20 protein-coding genes are annotated in these 22,147 nt (G+C 67.2%); 6 read left to right on the top strand and 14 right to left on the bottom strand.

Annotated features, from left to right (window positions below):
* Nucleotides 1–8: 8 nt before the first annotated feature.
* From RMCN_RS27270 to RMCN_RS27290, 5 genes are all read right to left on the bottom strand, one after another.
* Entirely contained in the window at nucleotides 9–1,406 is a 1,398-nt protein-coding gene (locus RMCN_RS27270) for a complex I subunit 5 family protein (RefSeq protein ID WP_067395896.1), read from the bottom strand.
* 7 nt (nucleotides 1,407–1,413) lie between these two features.
* Nucleotides 1,414–1,800 (bottom strand): sodium:proton antiporter, encoded by a 387-nt coding sequence (locus RMCN_RS27275; protein ID WP_064412426.1) that lies wholly within the window; start codon nucleotides 1,798–1,800, stop codon nucleotides 1,414–1,416.
* A complete protein-coding gene (locus tag RMCN_RS27280; RefSeq protein ID WP_201028982.1) occupies nucleotides 1,797–2,273 on the bottom strand; it encodes an MnhB domain-containing protein in 477 nt (158 codons plus the stop codon). Before RMCN_RS27280 ends, RMCN_RS27275 begins: the two co-directional genes overlap by 4 nt.
* Nucleotides 2,270–4,576 (bottom strand): hydrogen gas-evolving membrane-bound hydrogenase subunit E, encoded by a 2,307-nt coding sequence (gene mbhE / locus RMCN_RS27285; RefSeq protein WP_067395899.1) that lies wholly within the window; start codon nucleotides 4,574–4,576, stop codon nucleotides 2,270–2,272. The genes RMCN_RS27280 and mbhE overlap by 4 nt, the downstream gene beginning before the upstream one ends.
* A 372-nt stretch (nucleotides 4,577–4,948) precedes the next feature.
* On the bottom strand, nucleotides 4,949–6,382 hold the full coding sequence (locus RMCN_RS27290) for an amidohydrolase (protein WP_308206355.1): 1,434 nt from the start codon (nucleotides 6,380–6,382) through the stop codon (nucleotides 4,949–4,951).
* Between the two features lie 222 nt (nucleotides 6,383–6,604).
* Between RMCN_RS27290 and RMCN_RS27295 the strand changes: the two genes are divergently transcribed.
* Both RMCN_RS27295 and RMCN_RS27300 read left to right on the top strand, forming a co-directional pair.
* A complete protein-coding gene (locus RMCN_RS27295) occupies nucleotides 6,605–7,729 on the top strand; it encodes a glucose 1-dehydrogenase (protein WP_234787811.1) in 1,125 nt (374 codons plus the stop codon).
* A gap of 3 nt (nucleotides 7,730–7,732) precedes the next feature.
* Entirely contained in the window at nucleotides 7,733–9,532 is a 1,800-nt protein-coding gene (locus RMCN_RS27300; RefSeq protein WP_064412423.1) for a glycoside hydrolase family 15 protein, read from the top strand.
* Nucleotides 9,533–9,577: 45 nt separating this feature from the next.
* Here the strand turns inward: RMCN_RS27300 and RMCN_RS27305 are convergent, their stop codons facing one another.
* Genes RMCN_RS27305 through RMCN_RS27315 form a run of 3 tightly spaced genes read right to left on the bottom strand, consistent with a single transcriptional unit; the run spans nucleotide 9,578 to nucleotide 12,769 of the window.
* Entirely contained in the window at nucleotides 9,578–10,894 is a 1,317-nt protein-coding gene (locus RMCN_RS27305) for a lipase family protein (RefSeq protein ID WP_457920659.1), read from the bottom strand.
* Between the two features lie 22 nt (nucleotides 10,895–10,916).
* Entirely contained in the window at nucleotides 10,917–11,804 is an 888-nt protein-coding gene (locus RMCN_RS27310; RefSeq protein ID WP_067395901.1) for an LLM class flavin-dependent oxidoreductase, read from the bottom strand.
* Entirely contained in the window at nucleotides 11,801–12,769 is a 969-nt protein-coding gene (locus tag RMCN_RS27315) for a ring-cleaving dioxygenase (RefSeq protein WP_067395904.1), read from the bottom strand. Before RMCN_RS27315 ends, RMCN_RS27310 begins: the two co-directional genes overlap by 4 nt.
* A 145-nt stretch (nucleotides 12,770–12,914) precedes the next feature.
* Here RMCN_RS27315 and RMCN_RS27320 point away from each other — a divergent pair, with 145 nt between their 5' ends.
* Together RMCN_RS27320 and RMCN_RS27325 are read left to right on the top strand one after the other, a co-directional pair.
* On the top strand, nucleotides 12,915–13,601 hold the full coding sequence (locus tag RMCN_RS27320; protein ID WP_067395906.1) for a DUF899 domain-containing protein: 687 nt from the start codon (nucleotides 12,915–12,917) through the stop codon (nucleotides 13,599–13,601).
* Nucleotides 13,602–13,715: 114 nt separating this feature from the next.
* Complete coding sequence (locus tag RMCN_RS27325; protein WP_067395909.1) at nucleotides 13,716–14,060, top strand: heme-binding protein; 345 nt, start codon at nucleotides 13,716–13,718, stop codon at nucleotides 14,058–14,060.
* Between the two features lie 88 nt (nucleotides 14,061–14,148).
* On the opposite strand, the gene ahcY is transcribed toward RMCN_RS27325, so the two are convergent.
* The 6 genes from ahcY to RMCN_RS27355 all read right to left on the bottom strand — a co-directional run bounded on the left by ahcY (nucleotide 14,149) and on the right by RMCN_RS27355 (nucleotide 19,723).
* Nucleotides 14,149–15,606, bottom strand: coding sequence for an adenosylhomocysteinase (gene ahcY / locus RMCN_RS27330; protein ID WP_067395911.1), 1,458 nt, complete (start codon nucleotides 15,604–15,606; stop codon nucleotides 14,149–14,151).
* 147 nt (nucleotides 15,607–15,753) lie between these two features.
* Entirely contained in the window at nucleotides 15,754–16,350 is a 597-nt protein-coding gene (locus RMCN_RS27335; protein WP_165604491.1) for a TetR/AcrR family transcriptional regulator, read from the bottom strand.
* 143 nt (nucleotides 16,351–16,493) lie between these two features.
* Nucleotides 16,494–16,679: a rubredoxin gene (locus RMCN_RS27340; protein WP_064412415.1), complete on the bottom strand. Its 186-nt coding sequence runs from the start codon at nucleotides 16,677–16,679 to the stop codon at nucleotides 16,494–16,496.
* A 17-nt stretch (nucleotides 16,680–16,696) separates the two neighbouring features.
* The gene (locus RMCN_RS27345) at nucleotides 16,697–16,858 is read right to left on the bottom strand and encodes a rubredoxin (RefSeq protein ID WP_064412414.1); all 162 of its coding nucleotides are present in this window, start codon (nucleotides 16,856–16,858) and stop codon (nucleotides 16,697–16,699) included.
* On the bottom strand, nucleotides 16,855–18,063 hold the full coding sequence (locus RMCN_RS27350; RefSeq protein ID WP_067396304.1) for an alkane 1-monooxygenase: 1,209 nt from the start codon (nucleotides 18,061–18,063) through the stop codon (nucleotides 16,855–16,857). The genes RMCN_RS27345 and RMCN_RS27350 overlap by 4 nt, the downstream gene beginning before the upstream one ends.
* A gap of 193 nt (nucleotides 18,064–18,256) precedes the next feature.
* Nucleotides 18,257–19,723, bottom strand: a complete 1,467-nt coding sequence (locus tag RMCN_RS27355) for an amino acid permease (RefSeq protein WP_067395916.1) — start codon at nucleotides 19,721–19,723, stop codon at nucleotides 18,257–18,259.
* Nucleotides 19,724–19,778: 55 nt separating this feature from the next.
* On the opposite strand from RMCN_RS27355, the gene RMCN_RS27360 reads away from it, so the two are divergent.
* Together RMCN_RS27360 and RMCN_RS27365 are read left to right on the top strand one after the other, a co-directional pair.
* Entirely contained in the window at nucleotides 19,779–21,149 is a 1,371-nt protein-coding gene (locus RMCN_RS27360) for an FAD-dependent oxidoreductase (RefSeq protein WP_067395918.1), read from the top strand.
* A gap of 43 nt (nucleotides 21,150–21,192) precedes the next feature.
* Complete coding sequence (locus RMCN_RS27365; protein ID WP_067395921.1) at nucleotides 21,193–22,143, top strand: DUF808 domain-containing protein; 951 nt, start codon at nucleotides 21,193–21,195, stop codon at nucleotides 22,141–22,143.
* The last annotated feature ends 4 nt before the right edge of the window (nucleotides 22,144–22,147 follow it).

Here is a 22,147-nt window from a genome sequence, read left to right on the forward strand (position 1 = left end):
CGCGGCAATCATGTGGACCTCCCGGTGAGGACTTCGGCGGCGGTGTTGCTGAGGATCAGTAACGGCTCGGGCCACAAGCCTGCGACCACGACGAGAAGAGCGAAGGCGGCCACCAGCGTGCGGGCCGAAACAGGGCTCACCGCAACGGGTTCGGCGGGCGTGAGATCGGTGCGCCAGAACCGCCGCTGGTAGCTGGGGAACATGTAGACCAACGACAGCACGCTGCCGATGAGGAGCAGTACGACCAGGGCCGCGCTGTCGGCGGCGATCGCGGTGCGGAACAACTCGAGCTTGCCGACGAATCCGAGCGCCGGTGGCACGCCGGCGACACTGAACGCTCCGATCGCGAACGCGGCGGCCACCATCGGCCCCCGCAGTCCGTCGGCCAGAAACAGCAGTCCCTTGTTCAGCGCGTTGACCACGCTGTAGAGGACGGCCGCGGCGAGCCCGATCGGACCGCCCACGCCGAGCGCGACGAGGACGTAGCCGACCTGTCCGATCGCCGAGTAGGCCAGCGTCTCGCCGATGTCACCGCGCGACACCGACACCACGCCGCCGTAGAGGATGGACGCGACACCGAGCACCACGATTGCGGTCGCCGCGAATCGCACTTCCTCGCTGAAGATTCCGGCGCCGAAGCGCAGCAGACCGTAGCCGCCGATGTTGGCGACCGCGCCGCTGAGGATGGCGGCCACGGCGGGCCGGGTTCCCGCGTACACCGTCGGCAGCCAGAAATGGAACGGGAAGAGCCCGAGTTTGACGCTGAACGCGACGAAGTAGCCGACCGCGACCAGCAGTGTCGCGTTGGCACCGGCGCCGTGGATGCGCTCGGCGACGTCGGCCATCGCCAACGCGCCGGTGATGCGGTAGGTGCCCGCGACCGCGATCAGGAACAGGAACGACCCCAGCAGGTTCACCGAGGCGAAGATCAGCGCCGCGCGCAGCTGGCGGGCGCCGCCGCCGTAGGTGGCCAGCGCGTAGGACGCCATCATCGAGATCTCGAAGAAGACATAGAAATTGAACACGTCGCCGGTGAAGAACAGCCCCGTCAGGCCCGCCGCCAGCAGCACCACCAAGCCGGGAAAGGTGCGGTTCTGCACGCCGACGATGGCTTCGTTGCAGGCCGCGACGAGCAGCACGACGACCGAGATCAGCGCGAACGTGGCCCCGAGCGCGTCGGCGTTCAGCACGATGCCCACTCCGGCCGGCCAGCCGCCGGTCGTCAGCTGCCGTGCGCCGTTGGTCACCACCTGCACGGTGAGGACCGCAAGGACGGCCAATGTCGCCGCCAGTGCGGCCACCGCCGACCAGGCGACCCAGCGGCGCCGACCGTCCGACGCGACGAGGACCGCGCCCGTCGCCCACGGGATGAGCAGGGCCAGCGACAGCGACAGCGAGACCGGCATCAGCGCATCACGTCATCTCACTGCTGTCGCGTCGGCGGTCGCGCTCGAGCACCTCGTCGTGCGCGATCTCCTGGGCGGCCAGTTCGTCGTGATGCGCTGTGCGTGAGGCGATGACCGCGCGGTGCACCAGGGCGAGCAGCAACGCCAGGGTCGCCAACCCGATGACCAGCGCGGTCAGCACCAGCGCCTGGGGCACCGGATCGCTGACCGGTGCGCCGGGCGGGGGGTCGATCGGAGCCCGCCCGCGTGACAGCCCGGCGCCGATGAGCGTCACCACGGCGGACTGCGAGACGAGCGCGACGCCGACGACGATGCGGATCAGGTCACGTTGTAGGAGAAGGTAAGCGCCGCAACCGAAAAGCATGGCCGCGGCGACGGCGAACGCCAGGGTCACGACTCCTTCTCCCTTCCGTCGTCGGCGGTATCGGCGGCGTGGGCATCGGGTTCGGCCATCTGATGCAGCAATACCGTCATCACGCCGACGACGAGAAGGAAGATGCCGAGGTCGAAGATCAGCGGAGTGAACAATTCCAACGATCCGAAGGTGGTGACGCGTTCACCGGGACCGGGTTCATGGCTGAACAACGGCGCGTTGAACAGCATCGGGAAGAACCCGACGGCCAGCGACAACAGCAGCCCGCCGACTGCACAGTGCGGTGAGTAGCGGAGCGGGGGCAACAGGCGCTCGGCGTCGGTGGCCCCGAAAGCCACGTAGCACAAGGCGATTGCGAGCGCGACCACCATGCCGGCGGCGAAGCCGTCGCCGACGTCGGTGTAACCCTTGACGATCAGAGCGGCCGCCACCATGATGCTGGGCCCGAGCAGAAGCCGCGCCACCACCCGCAAGACCACGCTCGTCCGCTTCACCAGAGTCTGCCTCTCCGCAGCAGAGTCGCCACCCCGACGACGGCGACCAGCAGCACGGTAATCTCCCCGAGCGTGTCCAGGCCGCGGAAATCGGTGATGATCACGGTGACGACGTCCTCGCCGTGTGCGCTCGGCGTGCGCCGGATGTACTCCTCGGCCACCCCGGACATTTGCGTCGGCGCGGACAGGAATCCCCAGATGCTGACGAACGCAGCGATTCCCGCGACCCCACCGGCAATCACGTTGCGCCACTGGCGAATCCGCTCCGCACGCTTCGGCGGCGCCGGATCGATTGGGCCGCTGGACGGGACCCGTTTGGGCAGCCGGTTGAACGCGGCGATGAAGACCAGCGTGATCATCGTCTCGACCAGCACCGCCACCAGCGCGATGTCGGGCGCCGCGACCAGGGCATAGACGGCGGCCAGCGCGAAGCCGACCACCGACAGCGCCAGCACCATCCCGACCCGCGTGCCGATCCGGGCGGTCGCCAGGGTGGCGATGGCGACCAGCCCCAGCAGCGGCAGGATCAACCAGTCGCTTCCGCGCACCGCGCCCACCGCGTACTCGCCGGCCGTCGGCGTCACCGCGAACGCCAACGCGGTCAGCACGCCCGCGGGCACGAGCACGGCTGCGACGCTGCTGCGCAGGTCGCGAACCTCCATGTCGTGGATGGCAGCAGAGATACGCCCCAGCGCGCGAAGGCTTCTGGTGTAGATGCGCAGCGACCCCGCGCGCTCACCCGCCCGGGCCAGAGCCCGCGCCAGGCGGTCGCGCACTCGCGGCGTGGCGATCAGCACCGCCGCCAGCGCCCATACGCTCAGCGCCATCAGGTTCGCCGGACGCGCGTCGAGATGGTAGGCCGGCGACAGGTGCACCGGGGCGGCGTTGGTGACCGAGCCGGCGTCCGCGGCCAGTCCGCTGGCCAGCTGCGGCGCCAGCCCTCCGGCCACGCTGACCGCCGCAAGAACGACGACGGGTGCGGTGAGGGCGACAGACACCGCCCGCGGCTGCGCCCGCGTGGGGCCCAGGAACAGCATCATCCAGAAGCGGCCGATGTAGGTCAGCGTCAGTACCGCGGCAAGGACGGCGAGCGCGGTCGGCACCGCTCCGGCCGCACCGGCCGCGTCGAAAAACAGTTCGTCTTTGAAGAACCCGGCCGTCAGGGGCAGCCCCGCCAGGCTGGCGGCCGCGATACCGGCCGCGGCGGCGAGCACCGGTTGGCGCCGGCCCAGCCCGCCGAGCCGGGACAGTCGGTCCTCCCCCGTCGCCATCGTCACCGCGCCCGCGGTCATGAACAGGGCGCTCTTGGCCACACCGTGCGCCAGTACGTAGAACGCGGCCGCGCCCGCCGCGGCCCCGCCGCCGATGCCGTAGAGCATCACGACGTAGCCGTACTGCGAGATCGTCGAGTAGGCCAGCACCTGCTTGAGAACATCCTGGCCCAGCGCGAGCACCCCTCCGACGACGATGGATGCCACGCCGACGACGAGCAGGCCGGTGAGCACGGCGTCGCTGCGGGCCAACAGCGGATGCACCCGGCCGAGCACGAGCACGCCCGCCGCCACCATCGCCGCCGAATGCAGATAGGCCGAGACCGGCGTCGGGGCCGCCATCGCCTTGGGCAACCAGAAGTGCAGCGGCACCTGCGCGCTCTTGGCCAGAACCGCCACCGCGAGCAGCGCCGCGGCGACGGTGGTCGTCGTCCCGGGCTCGACCCGCTCGAGCAACACCGGAATCGAGAAGGTCCCGTGAGTCGCGTACAACAGCACCGCGGCGATCAGCATCGCCACGGCGCTGGCGACCGTGATCACCAGCGCCATCAGCGCCGCTCGACGCGCCTTCTGTTCGCTCCGGTCGAACCCGATCAGAAAGTACGAGCAGATCGCGGTGATGTCGAAGAAGACGAACAGCAGCACGAGATCCTGCGCGGTGGCCAACCCGACCATCGACACCGCGAACAGCACCATCCACGGCCAGAACCGCCACCGCTCCCGCGCCGGCCGGTCTTCGTGCGCCAGGTGCAGTGACAGGTACCCGGTCCCGTACCAGAACACGAGCGCACCGATGCCGCAGGCCAGCATCGAGTACAGGGCGGCAAGACCGTCGAACGAGAAGCTCAGGTGCAGGTCCAGCGACGGTACCCATGGCACCGTGAACTCGCCGCCACCGTTGAGCCACATCCACAGACACAGCACGAACCCGATCAGTGCGAGCGCGGCCGAAGCCCAACCCTGCCAGTCGGCGGGCAACTTCGACGGGCTCGTCGCGGCGCCGGTTACCCCGCTGCTCGAGGCTTTGGCCACGAGGTGCTCCTCGCAGACAGACGGATGAATCTGGCGACACACCGCTTGCACCGCCTGATCCCCAATACCCGCCCCAGACGGGATTATGCCGTCGGCTCGAGCCTGGCCCCCACTTACCGAATCGGACCGCGGATACACCCGGACAAACCAGTAACGGCAATCACCGCTCTAGCGACCTCACGATCGCGTTACGGGCAGTTGGCCTTGGCGACAGCCTCCGAGCCGATCGGCGCGCGCGCCGCGATCGGCGACTCGTACGCCTTGGATCCCGCGAAAGTCAGAGAGCCGCCCAAGGGTTGGCGACCACGCGTTCGCTTCCTCAGGCCCGGGATGATCACCAGCGCCGCCGTGGTGGGCGAGCTATCCAGTGCCTCACCCGAGGTATGCCAGAGTCGCAGCGATCGCGGCTTCGGTTCCGGTGCGCAGGGTCGGCTGAATCGCAGGCGCGAATTCTGGGTTGTGGTTCGCCACGACGTGCTGGCCCGGGAGGAACCCGCCATTGCTCCAGTACGTGTAGGGCACGCCGAAGGCATCGGGGATACGGCTGAAGTCCTCAGATGCGGTGGCCGGCTCCAGTTCATGCACCCTGTCGGGCCCGAAGGCCTGTGTGAAGGCCTGTGTCACAGCGTCTGTCACCTGTGGGTCGTTCACGGTGCGCGGGAACGTGGCAATCGTCTCGAAGGTGGGTTCCTTCGGCGAGCCGGAGGCTTCGCACTCCGCTCGCACGATCCTGTCGATGGAACCCAGGATCGTGTCCCGCACCGCGGGGTCGTAGGTGCGCACATTGAGCAGGAGCTCGGCCCGGTCGGCGATGACGTTCGGGGAGTCACCGATCCGAACCGACCCGACGGTGACCACACCGAAGTCACCGGGCGCGATCTCTCGGGAGACGATGCCCTGCAGCCGCATCACGATGGCCGAGGCCAGCACCGCGGGGTCGACACCCAGATGCGGCATCGAGCCGTGAGAACCCTGCCCGAAGACGGTCACCTTGAGGCTGTCGCCGGCAGACAGCACCGGGCCGGTCCGGGTGGCGACATGGCCGGCTTGGGGCGCCGTCAGGACGTGCTGGCCCAAGCACACGTCGGGTTTGACGTCGGCGAGCTTGTCGACAAGCCCGTCGTCGACCATCGCCTGCGCGCCTTTGCCGGTCTCCTCGCCGGGTTGGAACAACGCCAGATAGGTGCCCGACCACGCGTTCCTGTTCTTGGCCAGCAGTGCAGCGGCACCCAGTGCGGATGCCACATGGGCGTCGTGGCCGCAGGCATGCATCTTTCCCGGTTCCGTGGAGGCGTACTCCAAGCCGGTCGCCTCCGTCACCGGGAGGGCATCCATGTCTGCGCGGAAGAGAACACTGCGGCCTTCGCCGTTGCGGATGACGCCGACGACCCCGCCGCCGATCTGCAGGATCTCCTCGACACCGACCTCCTGGAGCTTGTCGGTCACCTTGCCCGCGGTGCGCGCTTCTTCGCCCCACACGTCGGGGTGGCGGTGGAGGTCCTTGTAGAACTCCTCCTGCCACACCTGCACTTCATCGATTCCATTCATGACGTTTCCCAGTTCGGCCGGAGAGACTGAGGGATTCACCGAGGGCGCGGGCGCCTCGGAGGTGCCGGCACCCTGATCCGACCCGTCGCGCGACCCGCAGGCGGCCAGCAGCGCCGCCGCTGTGAGGACGCCGGCCGCGCCGATCACCTGACGCCGCGACACAGACCGCGCTGCCGCCGGATCTGTCTTCTTCGGCGAGTCGGATATCAGCGCATGACCGCACCCGCACATATGCGCAGCGAAAAACTCGTCGGTCATAGACATCGTCGTCACTTCCCTCGACTACACGTCGTGAGCATCGCTGCGGGCATCGCGTTGGGCGGCTGAAGGAGCGGACGGCTTGGCGTTGTCACAGTTCTCCTCGGTGTGCAGATGGGTGCGCTGAGATGTCTGCGACGCGGATACCCGCCCGAGTGCAGCTCAACCTGGTGCGTGGAATCGCCTCGTCCTTCGCCTCAGTAGCCGGCGCAACCGTGCCGCATGACTAAACCGATTCAAATCGGTTATCCGGAAGTTGATGACCACCAGAGCCTGCTCATGCGCGCGTTGACCGTCATTCCGGGTAAGCCCGGATCCGTCGCGGTGTCCGACGTACCCGACCCCTCGCCGCAGGCGGACGAGCTACTGGTCGAAGGCATCGCCCTCGGAATCTGCGGCACCGACAAGGAGATCGTCGCCGGCGAATACGGCTCGGCCCCTTCGGGGTTCGACCAGCTGATTCTGGGCCATGAATCGCTCGGTCGCGTCAAGCAGACTCCCGACGACAGCCGGTTCACCGTCGGCGACCTCGTCGTCGGTGTGGTACGCCGACCCGATCCCGTGCCCTGCGGTGCCTGTGCGCGCGGCGAGTTCGACATGTGCCGCAACGGCCGCTACACCGAGCGGGGCATCAAAGGATTACCGGGGTACGGCAGTCAACTGTGGTGTGTGTCAATCGATTACGCCGTCCGTCTCACACCGTCGCTGGAGCGAGTCGGAATGCTGCTGGAACCGACGTCAGTGTTGGCCAAGGCGTGGGAACAAATCGACCGCATCGGAAACCGGTCATGGTTCGATCCGCAGAAAGTGTTGGTCACCGGCGCGGGACCGATCGGGTTGCTCGCCGCGCTGATCGGTGTGCAGCGCGGCCTACAGACACACGTACTTGACCAGGTAACCGAGGGTGTCAAGCCGGACCTGGTCAAGGATCTGGGTGCCACCTATCACACCGACGACATCGACACCGTCGCCGGCAAGCTGCAGCCCGACGTCGTCATCGAGGCCACGGGCGCCAAATCTCTGGTGTTCGGGGCGCTGGCCAACACCGCGGGTTACGGCATCACCTGCCTGACCGGGGTGTCACCCGAGGGACGCCATCTCACGGTGGATGCCGGCGCGATCAACCGCGAGATCGTGTTGGAGAACGACGCGGTGGTCGGGTCGGTCAACGCCAATCTGCGGCACTACCAATCGGCAGCTGAGGCGTTGGAGCGCGCCGACAGCGCGTGGTTGGAGCGGCTGATCACGCGCCGGGTTCCCTTGGAGCAGGCGACCGAGGCGTTCGACGACTCAGGCGATGTCGAAGGCGACGTCAAGGTGGTCATCGACCTCGATGGGCCGGCCTAGCCGATGGCCCTGATCGAGGACTACGCGCTGTTGGGCGACCTGCAGACCGCGGCCCTGGTCGGTCGCGACGGGGCGATCGACTGGCTGTGCCTGCCCCGGTTCGACTCGCCGGCATGTTTCGCCGCGCTACTCGGCGGCGAAGAGGCCGGGCTGTGGCGTCTTGGCCCGGCGGCCGGCGGTCCGGCCACCCGTCGCCGTTACCGTGGCGATTCCCTCGTACTGGAAAGTGAGTGGGACACGCCCGACGGAACGGTTCGGGTGCTGGACTGCATGCCGCCGCGCGGTGGGGCCGCCGACGTGGTGCGCGTCGTGGAAGGCGTGAGCGGCCGGGTCCCGATGCGGATGACGTTGAGACTGCGGTTCGATTACGGCCATATCGTGCCGTGGGTTCGGCGCGAGGATGGGGTCCTTGCCGCTGTCGCCGGCCCCGACGCGGTCTGGCTGCATACTCCGGTCGCATACCGCGGTGAAGATCTCACCACCGTCGCCGAGTTCGAAGTGGCTGCCGGACAACGGCTCCCGTTCGTATTGGTGTACACCGAATCACACCTGCCGCGGCCCGAGCCGGTCGATCCCGAACGTGCCCTGGTCGACACCGAGCGGTTCTGGAGCGACTGGATCTCGCGGTGTCGCTACCGGGGCCGCTGGGAAGAGGAGGTGCGACGGTCTCTGGTGCTGTTGAAGGCGTTGACGTACGCGCCGACGGGCGGCATCGCCGCGGCCGCGACCACATCGCTGCCCGAGCAGCTGGGTGGCGAAAGAAACTGGGACTACCGCTATTGCTGGCTGCGCGACGCGACGTTCACCCTGCAGGCGTTGCTCGGTACCGGTTTCGTCGCAGAAGCCCGGGCGTGGCGGGAATGGCTGATTCGCGCGGTCGCCGGCGACCCGGCCGAGCTGCGGATCATGTACGGGCTCGACGGCAGCCGTCGGCTGCCCGAGTACGAATTACCGTGGCTTCCCGGTTACGAGGGTTCGGCGCCGGTACGCATCGGCAACGACGCGGCCGGTCAGTTCCAGCTCGACGTGTGGGGTGAGGTGCTCGACAGCATGCATCTGGCCCGCGTCGCGGGTCTGGAACGGACCGACACGACGTGGGGTGTGCAGCGTGCGTTGCTCGACTACCTCGAAGGCAACTGGGACGAACCTGACAACAGCTTGTGGGAGATGCGCGGGCCGCGGCGCCACTTCGTCCACTCGAAGGTGATGGCGTGGGCCGGAGTCGACCGCGCCGTGCATTCGATCGAGAAGCAGAACCTGGAGGGTCCCGTCGACAAGTGGCGCGAACTGCGTGAGCGTATCCATTCCGACGTCTGCACCAATGGCTATGACGCGCAACGTAATACCTTCACCCAGTACTACGGTTCCAAAGGCTTGGATGCGGCGCTTCTGCTCATTCCCCGGGTCGGGTTTCTGCCGTGGTCCGACCCCCGCGTGCGCGGTACCGTCGACGCGGTGCGAGAGGAATTGAGCGTCGACGGATTCCTGCTTCGCTACAACACCGAGATGGGCGTCGACGGGCTTCCGGGCGAGGAAGGTGCGTTCCTGATGTGCAGCTTCTGGCTCGTGGACGCCCTGCACGGCACCGGTCGCAGCGAGGAGGCGACGTCGTTGTTCACCCGTCTGTTGGGTCTTCGCAACGATGTCGGAATGCTCAGTGAGGAATACGATCCCTACGCCGGCCGGCATCTCGGCAACACCCCTCAGGCGTTCAGTCTGGTCGGACTCATCAATTCGGCGCGAGACCTTTCAGGCATTCGCACCGAAACCGACGCGCTGCGATCCGAACAAGATCTCCGGTGAGCGGGCCCCTTGGCGGTCGACGCATCGGGCGCCGGGGTGGCGCCTCTAGAACCGTCCGCAGTTCGGCGCTGTGGGCACACCCTTGAATCGGTCGGCGATCCACTGCATGGCGGGTTCGCCGTCGACCAGCATGGGCAGGCCGTGGTTGACCATCGCCTTGTTGAGGAACGGTGGCTGCTCGTTGGTGCGCGCCTCGACGTCTGCGCCCTGTGCGCACCAGTCGCGACCCATCTGCATCGCCGGCGCCCACGGGACCAGCGGGTCGTATCGGTTGGCGTTGATGAGTACGGGCGCATTGGGTTTCATGCGGCCCAGCTTCTGTTCCTCGAACAGCGACTTGAACGGCTCCTGCTCGACGAGTTCGAAGATGTCCTGATTGAAGTACGGCTGAAGGTGCCGGAACATGAACTTCGTCAGCGTCTCTGCGACGCACTGGGCCTGTACCTTGAACAGCATGTCGGCGCCGCGCGGTGTCAGCGTCGCCCGGATCGCCGCCTCGTGTTCGGGGTAGGCCCTCATCACCCCGTTCAGCGCGTAACCCACTGCCCCGATCAGCATGCTGCCGTCGATGAACGGGAACAGCGCTTTCAGGTCGGCGGGCGGCGCCCCGGCGTAGGAGCCGACCACGTCGAGTTCGGGGGCGTACGACTCGGCCATCTCCGCGGCGGACGCCGCCGCGCCCCCGCCCTGTGAATAACCCCAGAACGCCAGCGGGCCGTCGGGGGTCAGCGAGGTACCGGGCAGGTTCTTGGCGGCGCGGGCCGCGTCGAGCATCGCGTGGCCCTGCGACACCCGATTCGCGTAGGTGTGCAGGCCCGGGGTACCCAGACCCTCGTAATCGGTCATGACGATCGCGAAACCGCGCGCGACCATCGTCGCGACGAACAACTCCTCGTAGTTGAACGCGAGGTCGAGGTACGGCGACCAGTGGATGCCCTGGTTGAACTGCCGCGACGGCGCGCACTGGTCGCCCTGGCCCTGGGTGCCCGGGCCGTAGACGATCAGCGGCCGCGGCCCGCCGAACGGCCACGGCGCATGCGGTTCGAAGTAGGTACCGGTGACGACGTTCGGGTTACCACGAGCGTCGTTGCTGCGGTACATGATTCGCGTGCCGTCGGCCATGATCATGCCGAGTTCGCCGGACGGTTCGAGCACCAGGCGCGACGGCTCCGTGCGGACCAGGTCGCCGGGCTTGCCCGGCGGCAACGGATCCGGCGGCGTGTAGAACGCCTGGTACTCGTCCTCGTTGAAGTAGGGATGGTGATCGTCGATGGTCGGGTCGTCGGCCGCCGCGGGCACCGGGGTGCCCCACACCAATGCGAACACGAACGCGATGACCAACCCGCGCACGCCGCGACCCACGCGCCGACCCTAACAAGAACCACTACCGCTCGGCGGCAACTAGCTGCCGTACCGCCGGGGCGACCTCCGCGGCGTAACGTTCGGTGGTGGCGGTGTCGTCGGAGGCCAGTACGAAGCCGCTGACGCCGAAGGCCAGCGCGACGTCGGTGAGCTCCTCGGCCCACTGCCGCGGAGGCCCCTGCAGAAAGCCCGATCCGGTGAAGCTGCCACCGATGTTGAGCAGCCGGCGGATCGCGCGCGGTTCGCGTCCGGCGGCCGCCGCCGCATCGTCGATGTGGCGGTTCAGCGCCGCGAGGTCGGCGACGCCGCCGGGAAGGTACTGCAGCGAAGGCAGCCACCCGTCGGCTTCGCGGCCGACCAGCCGCAGCATCCGCGGACGGTAGGCACCCAACCAGATGCCGACATCGTGCGCCGGTGCGGGTCCGCGTTTGGCGCCGCGCACGCGGTAGTGCGCGCCGTCAACGGTCAGCACACCGGTCGCGTCGACGTCCCACATACCGCGGATGATCGCGATGGCCTCCTCCAGCGCCGCCACCGACTCCCCCGCGCCGCGGCGCGGCCCACCCATCGCGGCCACCCCGTCCCAGAACGCGCCCGCACCCAGGCCCAGCTCGACTCGACCGCCGGTGAGCAGATCGAGGCTGGCCACCGAACGGGCCAGCACCGCCGGCGGGCGCAGCGGCAGGTTGATCACGTTGGCGCTGAGCCGGATTCGTTCGGTTTGCGCGGCGACGTAGGACAGCAACGTCCAGGTGTCGTGAAACCTCGCCACGTAGGGGTGGTCCTGGTAGGTGACCAGGTCCAGGCCCGCCCGCTCGGCAACGACGGCCTGGTCGACGGCCTGTCGGGCGGGGCTGTTGTTCGGAGTGACGAACGTGCCGAAGATCAGGTCGTGCCCGTAGTCGGTCATGGCATGACCCGCATGTCCGGGTCGCGCAGTTGCGGCAGTGCGGCCTCGATCGCGGCGCGGTCCGGCTCCAGCCACGGCGGCAGCTTCAGCGCCCGCCCCAGTTCCATCAGCGGTTCGTCGACGGTGAATCCCGGAGTATCGGTGGCCAATTCGAACAGCACGCCGCCGGGTTCGCGAAAGTAGATGGACTGGAAGTAGTTGCGGTCCAGGATCGGTGTGACGTTGAGACCGTTGCCCAGCAGGAGTTCGCGCCAGCGCTGCTGGTCGGTGTCGTCGGGAACCCGCCAGGCGATGTGGTGCACGGTGCCGGCGGCGACGAGTCCTCGTGGCGCCTCCGGTGAGCACACCACATCGAGCCGCGAGCTCGCGCCGCCGTCGCCGGTGCGGAACCGGAACCGGTTGCCCGACTCGTCGACACAGCGGAATCCCATTGTGTCGGTGAGTAGTTCGGCGGTGCTTTCAAAACCGGCCTCGGTCAGCGTGACCGAATGCAGCCCGCGGATCGCGTGCTCAGCAGCGACAGACCCCAGTTCTGACACCGGTTCGTCGGCGGCCTCGGGGTGGGCGGCCAGTTCCAGGCACAACCCGTCGGGGTCGCGCACCGTCATGGCGTCCTCCCCGTTGCGGGTGCCCGGCTCACCGACCGCGACATCCAAGGCCGTCAGCCGGTTCCGCCACCAGCCCAGTGACGCCTGCGGCACCGACAGCGACACTGTGGTGGCCTGCCCGGTGCCGTGCCGCCCGGGCGGGAGGCCGGGCCATGGAAAGAAGGTGATCAGCGTTCCGGGTCGGCCGGACTCGTCGCCGAAGTACAGGTGGTAGCCGTCGGGGGCGTCGAAGTTGACCGTCTTCTTCACCAGCCGCAGGCCCAGCACCTCGCGGTAGAAGTCGACGTTGCGCTGCGGGTTCGCGGCGATCGCCGTGACGTGGTGCAGGCCCGCCGATGATTCGGGTCTGGTCGTCATGGTCTCTCCCTGGGCAGCATTGGGCTGTGACGGCAATGGATACCCACCGCGCCAACGAGTACGCCCCGGCGGGTCGAGCGATGAGTTCACGCGCCGGCGCAAGTCTGCCTAGCCGAATGCAAACGTGACGAGGAGGTGGTTGGGAATGACGACTCATGCGGTCGGAACGCGTGACCAGTGGCGAGCGGCCTACGAGCGACAGTTGGCCAACGAGAAGGAGCTCACCCGAAGGGCCACCGAGCTGGCACAGCAGCGGCAGGCACTGCCGTGGGTGCGGGTCGACAAACCCTACGAGTTCGACACCACGGCGGGACGTCGCACGCTCGCCGAACTGTTCGACGGCCGATCACAGCTGATCGTGCGGCATTTCATGCACGGTCCGAAGACACCGGAGGGCTGTCCCGGCTGCACCTTCGAAACCGACAATCTCGTCGGCGCGGTCCCGCACCTGGCGCGACGCGACGTCACGTTCATTCTCTCGTCGCGTTCGCCGCTACCGGTTCTGAGCGCCTACAAGCAGCGGATGGGCTGGGAGGTGGAGTGGGTGTCCTCCGGCGACAGCGATTTCGACGCCGACTTCTTCGGCTACATGCACGTTCCGACGCCGCGCCGCGACTTCGGGTCGGGCAGCGGCAGCATGCTCGACGTCATGGAGCTGATGGCACTGAGCTGTTTCGCCTTGGAAGACGGCGTCGTCTACCACACCTACTCGACCTACGATCGCGGCACCGAAGCGCTCAACGCCACCTGGCAGCTGTTGGACCGGGCGCCCAAGGGCCGCGGCGAGGACTTCTCCGACTGGCCGCGCAAGCGCGACGAGTATCCGGCGTAGCCGCGCCGCTGGAGGGTTCCTGACCGGCTCCTGTGAACCTGCTTGGGACGCAGAGCATCAACGGTCGGCCGGTTTCACACTGGCACTCACACCCTGACCGAAGGAGTCCGTCCGATGTCCGGAACCCGTAGGGCATACCCGCTCTCGTTGGCCGTCGTCGCCGGCGCCGCGCTGCTCGGCTTGTCCCCGTTGGCCAGCGCCGAACCGGCGAACTGCACCAGCGCCGACCTCGAAGGCGTCCGCGCCGGGGTCGACGCGTCAACGTCGGCCTACTTGTTCACCCACCCTGATCTCAACGGCTTCATGAGCACGCTGCGAGGCATGTCGCGTGAGGGCGTCGCCGAGCAGGTGAAGGGATACATGGCCAGCCATCCGCAGGAGAGCGCCGAGATGGCGGGTATCCGGCAGCCGCTCATGGATCTGAAGAACCACTGCGGAGGCGTGGACCCGACACCCTGAACCCTGCAGCACAACGCCGCCGCGGCCGGTACACGCGGCAACGAAAAGTCCCCGGCACGCGGATGTGCCGGGGACCTCCGGGCGACGATCAGTAGCGGTAGTGCTCGGGCTTGTACGGGCCCTCCACATCGACACCGATGTACTCGGCCTGCTCCTTGGTGAGCTTGGTCAGCTGACCGCCGAGTGCCTCGACGTGGATGCGCGCGACCTTCTCGTCGAGATGCTTGGCCAACCGGTACACCGCGTTGTCGTACTCGTCGTTCTTGGTCCACAGTTCGATCTGGGCGATGACCTGGTTCGAGAAGCTGTTGCTCATCACGAACGACGGGTGTCCCGTCGCGTTGCCCAGGTTGAGCAGCCGGCCCTCGGACAGCAACACGATCGACTTGCCGTCGTCGAAGACCCACTGGTCGACCTGCGGCTTGATGTTGAGCTTCTTGGCCCCCGAGCGCTCCAGGGCGGCGATGTCGATCTCGTTGTCGAAGTGGCCGATGTTGCCCAGGATGGCCTGGTCCTTCATCGCGCGCATGTGCTCGAGGGTGATGATGTCCTTGTTGCCCGTGGCCGTGATGACGATGTCGGCCTGGCCGATCCCGTCCTCGACGGTCACCACGTCGAACCCGTCCATCAGCGCCTGCAGCGCGTTGATCGGGTCGATCTCGGTGACGGCCACGCGCGCGCCCTGGCCGGCCAGCGACTCCGCGCAGCCCTTGCCGACGTCGCCGTAGCCGCAGATCAGTACCTTCTTGCCGCCGATCAGCACGTCCGTGCCGCGGTTGATGCCGTCGATCAGCGAGTGGCGGGTGCCGTACTTGTTGTCGAACTTGCTCTTGGTGACCGAGTCGTTGACGTTGATCGCCGGGAACGGCAGCTCACCCGAGGCCTCGAACTGGTACAGGCGCAGCACGCCGGTCGTGGTCTCCTCGGTGACACCTTTGACCGACTCGGCGATCTTGGTCCACTTGTTCTTGTCGGTCTCGAAGCGCTCCCGCAGGACACTGAGGAAGACCTTCCACTCCGCCGGGTCGTCGTCCTCGGCGGGCGGGACCACGCCCTGCTTCTCGTACTGCGCGCCGCGCAGCACCATCATCGTGGCGTCGCCGCCGTCGTCGAGGATCATGTTCGCCGGCTCGCCCTCCCAGGTGAGCATCTGCTCGGCGGCCCACCAGTACTCCTCGAGCGTCTCGCCCTTCCACGCGAACACCGGGGTGCCCTTCGGCTCCTCCGGGGTGCCGTGCGGGCCGACGACCACGGCCGCGGCGGCGTGATCCTGGGTGGAGAAGATGTTGCAGGAAGCCCATCGAACGTCAGCGCCCAGCGCCGTCAGCGTCTCGATCAGCACCGCCGTCTGCACGGTCATGTGCAGCGAGCCCGAGATCCGCGCGCCCTTGAGCGGCTGCACGTCGTGGTACTCCTCGCGCAACGCCATCAAACCGGGCATCTCGTGCTCGGCCAGGCGGATCTCCTTGCGGCCGAAGTCGGCCAGAGACAGGTCGGCGACCTTGTAGTCGATCCCGTTGCGGGAGTCGGCCTTCAGCTCAGTCATATAGAGCCCCTTTTCCTTCGTCATTGCCTATGAGCATTGCCTATGAGCGCACAGATGTGCGCACGGCGACATCTGAGTAGACATCCATAGCCTGCGGGCTCGCGGGACAGGCGCTGTGCGGTGGAACCAGCCGTGGCGCTCTGACAGCTAAGGAATATCGATAACACCGTAGCGTTCGGCGAAGGGCGTCATCAATCGGGCCAGGTCACGCGCCACGTCGTGCCCTCGACCGGGCGATGCGCTGGGGTCGGCTTCCGGCGGCATCGAGACGTAGCTCATCGCGAGCCGGACGATGGCCCTGGCCAGCACTCCGGCGTCCTCTTCACTGGTCTTGACCCAGCTGTCGACGAACGTTTGCGTCAACCGCCGGCTGCAGTGGGTGATGATCGGGCCGCTGTCGGTGGTGATGAGCTGCAGGAGATCGGGCTTGGCCTCGCCGGTCAGCAACGAGATCACCAGCGGGTCGGCTGCGGATTCGGCGAAGAAGTCACGGAAGCCCTGGCTGAACGCGGCGAAGACGTCGCCGACGTTGCCCTCGATGGCGTAGTCGATCTGGTCGACGAGGCGGTCGGCCAGGCGCATGGCATAGGCCTGCGCCAGCCCTTGGCGCGACCCGAACTCGTTGTAGATGGTCTGCCGGCTGATGCCGGCCGCCTTGGCGACGTCGGCGAGGGTGATCGCCGACCAGTCACGGGTGAGCAGGAGCTCGCGCATCCCGTCCAGGATGGAATCGCGAAGCAGCATCCTCGACGCTTCGGCGTACGGGATGCGCTGCGCGGTCCGGCGCGGGCTGTTCACACGCGCGACCTTAGTCTTTCTTTCCCGTCGCTTCGCTCGCCCACGCGCGACCTTAGCCTTTCCCGTCGCTTCGCTCGCCCAGAGCGTCGTCACGGACGGGCGACCTCGACCATCTCGAAGTCGGACTTGGCCGCCCCGCAGTCCGGGCAACTCCAGTCGTCGGGAATGTCGTCCCACCGGGTGCCCGGGGCGATCCCGTCCTCGGGCCAGCCCTTCTCCTCGTCGTACTCGAATCCGCACTGCACGCAGACGAACAGTTTGTACGGCTCGTTCATGTCATCACCTTTCTCACTCAGACGGTCTCGAAGTCGACCTTCTCGCGCACCGCGCAGTCGGGGCAGCTCCAGTCGTCGGGAATCTCACTCCACCGCGTGCCGGCCGGAAAGCCTTCCCGCGGAGCGCCTTTCGCTTCGTCGTAGACGTAGTCGCAGCCCGGGCAGCGGTGGGCGGTCATGCGGGCACACCGTGGCGGGCCAACACCTTGTCGCGCACGCGCGGGTGCAGGTTCACCCGGGTGATGTCGCCGTCGTAGTGCGCGAGCACCCGGTGATCCATCACCTTGCGCCACAGCGGCGGGAAGTACGTCAACGCGATCATCGACGCATAGCCGCTCGGCAGGTTCGGCGCCCCCTCCATGCTGCGCAGCGTCTGGTAGCGCCGGGTCGGGTTGGCGTGGTGATCGCTGTGGCGCTGCAGGTGATACAGGAACAGGTTGGTCACGATGTGGTCGGAGTTCCAGCTGTGCACCGGCGCGCAGCGCTCGTAGCGGCCGCTGTCGAGTTTCTGGCGCAGCAGCCCATAGTGCTCGAGGTAGTTCACGGTCTCGAGCAGCGTGAAACCGAACACCGCCGAGATGACGATGTAGGGAATCAACGCCCAACCGAACACCGCGATCAACGCGCCGTAGAACACCACCGACATCGCCCACGCGTTGAGCACGTCGTTGGACCAGTGGAACTTACTCTTTCCCGCCCGCTCGAGCCGTTTGGCCTCCAGCTCCCACGCCGACTTCAGCGAGCCGATCACGCTGCGCGGCAGGAACTCCCAGAACGTCTCACCGAAGCGGGCCGATGCCGGGTCCTCGGGGGTGGCGACGCGCACGTGGTGGCCTCGGTTGTGCTCGATGTAGAAGTGGCCGTAGCAGGTCTGCGCCAGCGTGATCTTGGCCAGCCACCTCTCGAGCGAGTCCTTCTTGTGTCCCATCTCGTGGGCGGTGTTGATGCCGACTCCGCCCAGCAGGCCGACCGACAGCGCCAGGCCGATCTTGGCCGGCCAGCCCAGTCCGCCGTCGAAGCCGAGCCAACTGAGGTCCGACGCGGTGAACAGATAGGCGCCGACGATCACGCTGGCGTACTGGAACGGGATGTATGCGTAGGTGCAATAGCGGTAATACTTGTCGTTCTCCAACCGCTCCATCACCTCGTCGGGCGGATTCTGCCCGTCCGGCCCGAACTTGAGGTCCAGCGCCGGCAACAGGACGTACAGCAGGATCGGCCCGATCCAGAACGGCACCTGCGCGGCGGCATGCCAACCCCACTGGTTGAACGCCCACACCAGCGGCAGCATCACGAATAGCGCGGTCGGGGCGATCAAGCCCATCAACCACAGGTAGCGCTTCTTGTCACGCCACTGAGCGGTGTCCGGTTCTTGCGTCTGCATGGCCATTGCCAAGCCTCCTGAAGTGAGTGCCATCACGTCCGAGGTTGACTATAAAGGCATATTTGTCGTCTGTCTAGACATAAAGTCGTAGTTTGTAAACCACCCGGGGCGTGAGTGCGCAGCCGTGTACGGTCTCGAGCGCGAAATAGGTACAAGGCTGCATGTTCGGCAGCGATGGCAAACTCCAGATGGGCTACGCCGAGATCTCCTGGCGTTCGCGGCGGCCGAGCACCGAGTGACGGCGGCCGTACAGGAAGTAGACGGCGACGCCGATCGCCATCCAGACCAGGAAGCGGATCCACGTCAGCGCGGTGAGATTCAGCATCAACCACACGCAGGCGACGATCGAGGCGATCGGCAACCACGGCACGCCCGGCACCCGGAAGCCGCGTTTCAAGTCGGGGCGGGACCGGCGAAGCACGATCACGCCCGCGGAAACCAGCACGAACGCGAACAACGTCCCGATGTTGACCATCTCCTCGAGCCTGCCGATCGGGAACACCGACGCCGTGATGGCCACCAGCACGCCGACGATCAGCGTGATGCGCACCGGCGTGCCGTGGCGTCCGGTCCTGGCCAGCCCACGAGGAATCAACCCGTCGCGCGACATCGCGAAGAACACCCGCGTCTGGCCGAGCACCAGCACGATCACCACTGTCGTCAGGCCTGCGAGTGCACCGATCGAGATCACCTTCGCTGCCCAGTCGATCCCGTTGGCGCTGAACGCCGTTGCGAGGTTGGCCTTCTCCCCCGCCGCACGCAGTTCGGTGTAGTGCACCATGCCGGTCAGCACCAGAGCCACCGCGACGTAGAGCACCGTCACGATCCCGAGCGAGGCCAGGATGCCGCGGGAGACGTCACGCTGCGGGTTCTTGGTCTCCTCCGCGGTGGTGGCCACGACGTCGAACCCGATGAACGCGAAGAACACGATGGAGGCCCCGGCCAGCAGGCCATACCACCCGTAGTTGCTGCCCTCGGCGCCGGTGATCAGCGAGAGCAGCGACTGGTCGGTCCCCCGGCCGCCTTCGCCGGGTTCGGCCGGCGGCACGAAGGGCGAGTAGTTGGCCGCCTTGATGTAGAACGCGCCGACGGCGACCACGAGCAGCACCACCGCCACCTTGACCACGGTGATCGCCAGGCTGACTCCGGCGGAGAGCTTCGTCCCCAGCGCCAGGATGGTGGTGACGAACGCGATGATCAGCAGTGCGCCCCAATCCAGTTGCACCCAACCGAAATCCGCGGTCCCGCCGCCGAACTCGAACACCTCGCCGAGGTAGCTCGACCAACCCTTTGCGACCACCGCCGACGCGACCGCGAACTCGAGGATCAGGTCCCATCCGATGATCCAGGCGACGAACTCTCCGAACGTCGCATAGGAGAACGTGTAGGCGCTGCCCGCAACCGGCACCGTCGAGGCGAACTCCGCGTAGCACAGTGCGGCCAGCCCGCAGGCGATCGCGGCGAGGACGAAGGAGATCGAGATCGCTGGGCCGGTGATGTTGCCGGCGGTCGAGGCGGTGATGGTGAAGATGCCCGCGCCGATCACGACGGACACCCCGAACACGGTGAGGTCCCACCAGTTCAGGTCCTTGCGTAACCGGGTGTCGGGTTCATCGGTGTCGGCGATGGACTGCTCCACCGACTTCGTCCGCCGAGCCATCGCAGGTCCTCCTGGTTGGGTCCGTTCGGGCAATCTACCGAGTACCGTGCACCCAATGGGGCGGAGTTATAAACACGTGGCCGTCGTCGGGGGGAGTCTCGCGGGCATGTGCGCGGCCCGGGTGCTCTCTGACGTCAGCGATCAGATCACCATCTACGAACGCGACGATCTGCCCGACGATCCCGCCAACCGGGCGGCCGTGCCGCAGGGCCGCCACGTCCACCTGCTGATGGCCCGTGGCGCCGAAGAGTTCGAAAGCCACTTCCCCGGCCTGCTCGCGGACATGGTCGCCGACGGTGTCCCGATTCTCGAAAACCGGCCCGACTGCATCCACTTCGGTGCGGCCGGACATGTGCTCGGCACGGCACACCGGCTGCGCGACGAGTTCACCGCCTACGTGCCCAGCAGGCCGCAACTCGAATGGCAGATCCGCAAGCGGGTGAAGGGCATCGACAACGTCGACTTCGTGCACGTCGGCGTCACCGAACCTCTCTACGACGCCGCGCAAGAGCGCGTGACCGGCGTGCTGCTCGATTCGGGTCAGATCGTCGACGCCGATCTGGTGGTGGACGCCGCCGGCCGGGGTACCCGCCTGCCCGCGTGGCTCGAGAAGTGGGGTTACGCGCGTCCGGACGAAGAAACGGTCGACGTCGGTATCTCGTATGCCAGCCACCAGTTTGACGTCCCCGACGGCCTGCTGGCCGAGAAGGTCGTCGTCGCCGGCGCTTCGCGAGAACAACCCCTCGGCATCGGCATGTTGTTCTACGAGGACGGCAACTGGAACGTCACGGCCTTCGGGGTGGGCAAGGTGCCGCCGCCGCAGACCGTCGAGCAGATCCTCGACCTGGCCGATGACATCCTGCCCCCGCACGTCTCGGCCGCGTTGCGGCAGGCCACACCGCTGGGCGAAATGGCATTCCACCGCTATCCGACGAGTCGGTGGCGCCGCTACGACACCCTGGAGCGCTTCCCCGCAGGCATCATCCCGTTCGGGGACGCCGTCGTCAGCTTCAACCCGACGTTCGGCCAGGGTATGACCATGACGGCGATCCAGGCCGGCAACCTGCGCTCGGTGCTGGCATCCGGCGACCCGGACATTGCCGGTGCTCTGGCGAAGGCGACGGCCAAGACGACGTGGCCGGTGTGGGTGATGACGGCCATCGGCGACCTGACGCTGCACAACGCGACCGGCGATGCCAAGTGGTGGTACAAGCCCGTCGGCGGCCTGTTCGACCAGTTCCTCGGCGCCGCGGAGACCGATCCCGTTCTCGCCGAGTGGTTTCTGCGCCGGTTCAGTCTGCTCGACAGCCTCTACATGGTGCCCTCGCCTCGGCTGGTGGGCCGCACCATCCGGCACAACCTGCGGTTGTGGCTGGCCGAGAAGCGGGCGGCCAAACATCCGGCCGCGGTGCCTCAATCGGCGTGAACCGGGCGCGAGCGGGTAATTTCTTGACCATGACGAGGACGCGATGAGCGCAGGACTGTTCGGGCTTCTCGACGACGTCGCGGTGCTGGCGCGCATGGCCGCCGCATCGGTCGACGACATCGGGGCGGCGGCGGGCCGGGCGACCGCCAAGGCCGCGGGCGTCGTCGTCGACGACACCGCCGTGACGCCGCAGTACGTTCACGGGCTGGCCGCAGAGCGCGAACTGCCGATCATCAAGCGCATCGCGATCGGCTCACTGCGCAACAAGCTGCTGTTCATCCTGCCCGCTGCACTACTGCTCAGCCAGTTCCTTCCGTGGCTGCTGACACCGCTGCTGATGCTCGGCGCGACATATCTGTGCTACGAGGGCGCCGAGAAAGTGTGGGGCCGCATTCGGGGCCACGACCACCACTCCGCGCCCGTCGCGACGGTGGGCGAGGACGCCGAGAAGTTCATGGTGACCGGCGCCATCCGCACCGATTTCATCCTGTCGGCGGAGATCATGGTGATCGCGCTGAACGAGGTGGCCGATCAGTCGTTCTGGCCGCGGTTGATCATCCTGGTCGTCGTCGCGATCGTGATCACGATCGCGGTGTACGGCGTCGTGGCAGGCATCGTGAAGATGGACGACATCGGACTGCGCCTCGCGCAGCGCAGTTCGAAGCTCGCGCAGAAGATCGGCCGCGGCCTGGTGGCCGGGATGCCGAAACTTCTTGCCGCACTTTCGGTCATCGGCACCGTGGCGATGCTGTGGGTCGGCGGTCACATCCTGCTGGTCGGAACCGACGAACTGGGCTGGCATCTGCCCTACAGCCTCGTGCACCACCTCGAGGAGATCGTCCACCACGCCGTCGGCGGGGTCGGCGGCGTACTGGCGTGGCTGGTCAACACGGCCGCGTCGGCGGTCATCGGCCTGGTGGTCGGCGCGGTCGTCGTCGCGGTGATGCATGTGTTGCCGTTCGGCCGGGGCGCCAAGGAGAAGACGGCCCACTGAGTCG

This window comes from Mycolicibacterium novocastrense (genome assembly GCF_001570485.1).
Lineage (GTDB): Bacteria > Actinomycetota > Actinomycetes > Mycobacteriales > Mycobacteriaceae > Mycobacterium > Mycobacterium novocastrense.